The sequence below is a fragment of the Arthrobacter sp. CG_A4 genome (assembly GCF_035985125.1).
Lineage (GTDB): Bacteria > Actinomycetota > Actinomycetes > Actinomycetales > Micrococcaceae > Arthrobacter.
On the sequence record NZ_JAXCID010000095.1, the window covers coordinates 1 to 2,096 of the forward strand.

Consider the following 2,096-nt stretch of genomic DNA (forward strand, 5'->3'; position numbering starts at 1 on the left):
CCCCGACGCGGCATGGATCAATAACCCATCCAACAGAATGGCTACGGCAGTAGCCGCCTAACTCCCGCTGGCCTCAATCGCCTTGACAAATTCCGTTGGCCTCGACGTGTCTGTCATTTCTAAAGATTTCCACTGTCATTTTCAGGAGTCGTCTGCACTGTTAATGCCGCGGATTAATCTGTTTCTTGGCAAGCAGTCTGACACGTACGGCAATGTCCCGGGAGGATGATCAATTTAGCGGATGCTCACTGGAGCTACTGCTGCCGGTCTGTCAGGACCAAGATCTCATGCGCGACTTCTGCAGATGAGCGGGCGCCTTCCGTGCCCATCGAGGAGGGCGGGTGCGGCTGCGGGCGGCTGGCTCGAGTGTTAGGTGGGCAGGGACAGAGGAATATGTGCGTGGGGTTCTTGTGGGCTGTGTTCGCGGATCTGTGGGGTGAGCCAGTCGATGAGGAATTGGCTGGAGCCGGGGTGTATCCCCGGTATTTCGTGTTGTTGTGAGTGCCATGTTTTCACCTCGGCGGAGGCGCCGGCTTCGTGGATGAAGTGGGTGAGAGGGCAGCGGTCGAGTTCCAGTGGGTGCGGTGCGGCTAGTCGGGCGAACTGCCAGTGATAGGCCAGAGCGCCGAGGGGTGTCTGTATGGGGGCCAGGTGTGATTGGAGGGTGAAGGAATCAGACCACCGAAGGCAGTCTTGTGGTGGCATTGGTTTGGCAAGGTAATAGCCCTGGCCCAGCGGTGCACCGAGGACGGTAGCGGCTTCGGTCAGGCTTTCGTTCTCCAGTCCTTCGATAACGACATTCATGCCCAGGTCCCGGCCTAATTGGATGAGGGTTGCCATGACGCTGAGCGTTTCCACGGGCCTGTCCTTGACGTGGAGGAGTAGTCCGCGGTCGAGTTTGATGGCGCTGAACGGGAATGTTGAGAGTCTTTGCAGGCTGCTGTAGCCGGATCCGAGATCATCCATGGCAAGGCCTACTCCCAAGTCGACGAGCTCCCGCAAGGTAGTGCGCTGCTCCTCGAGGCTTATGTCCTCCGATTCCAGCAGTTCCAATCCCAAACGCCCCGGCTCGATGTTATGTGCCGAGAGCATTTCCTGGACGAGCGCCGGTGTCGACCCGTCGAGCAGAACTGCTGGTGGCAGGTTCACCGACACGTCGTGACGGATACCCTCCTGGTCCCATGCTGCGAGGATTCCCAACGCCCGATCGAGGACGCCGGTGAACAAAACGCGCAGATCGTCAGGTCCGAAGTGAGGCAGGAATCCATCGGGGTACGCGACGCGTCCTCCGGGTAGCTTCAGGCGCGCCAGAGCCTCGAACAGGTGCACGCCCCCATCGCGGAGATCCACCACGGGCTGGAGGTGAACAAGGATGTTTCCACTCTTTAGAGCGCCTCGATAGTCCTCCGGACTTGCTTTTTCTCCCGTGCCGGAGCTGCCATTGGCGCTACCACTGTTGTCGCTGTCTTGTGAGTGGGTGCCGGCGTGTTCCGTGGTCTCCCACCAGGTCCTCCGATCGTTTCGGCGTTCCTTGGCTACATAGAGCGCCTCATCGGCGCTGCGAAGAATGGACCGGCTGTCGGTGCCGTCCTCGGGAACCAGTGCGATCCCCAAGCTCATTCCGATGCGGACCTGCCCGCCGTCAACAGCGAAGGGTTCCTTAACTGCCTCATGGACCCGGTGGAGTATTCCGGGCAGGTCCTCGTTTGCGGTGCTACGGGTGATGTTTTTGAGGACCAGGATGAATTCATCCCCGCCCATCCGGGCCAGCACATCGCCTTCCCGCAGACATGAGAGCATACGGTCCGCCCACTGCCGCAACACCTCATCGCCCGCAGCATGACCCAGCGTGTTGTTGACGAGACGGAAATCATCCAGATCAATCAGGCCAACCGCCACAGCCACTTCCCGGTGAAGGGACCGTTTCACAACTTCCTCCACGACCCGTTCGGCCGCCGTCCGGTTCGGCAGCCCTGTCACGGAGTCGTGAAGCGCCTGGTCCTGCAGCTGCTTCAGCAAGGCCACCTGGTTGCTGATATCGCGTTGGATACTCACAAAGTGGGTGATCGCCGTTTCGGCGCCCACCCGCATCGGGA

General features: G+C 60.2%; 1 protein-coding gene. It reads right to left on the reverse strand.

All coding sequences use genetic code 11. From position 1 onward, the window contains the following. Nucleotides 1-369: 369 nt before the first annotated feature. Nucleotides 370-2,096 (reverse strand): putative bifunctional diguanylate cyclase/phosphodiesterase (locus RCH07_RS19140; protein WP_326969078.1); only part of this gene is annotated, 1,727 nt, incomplete at its 5' end.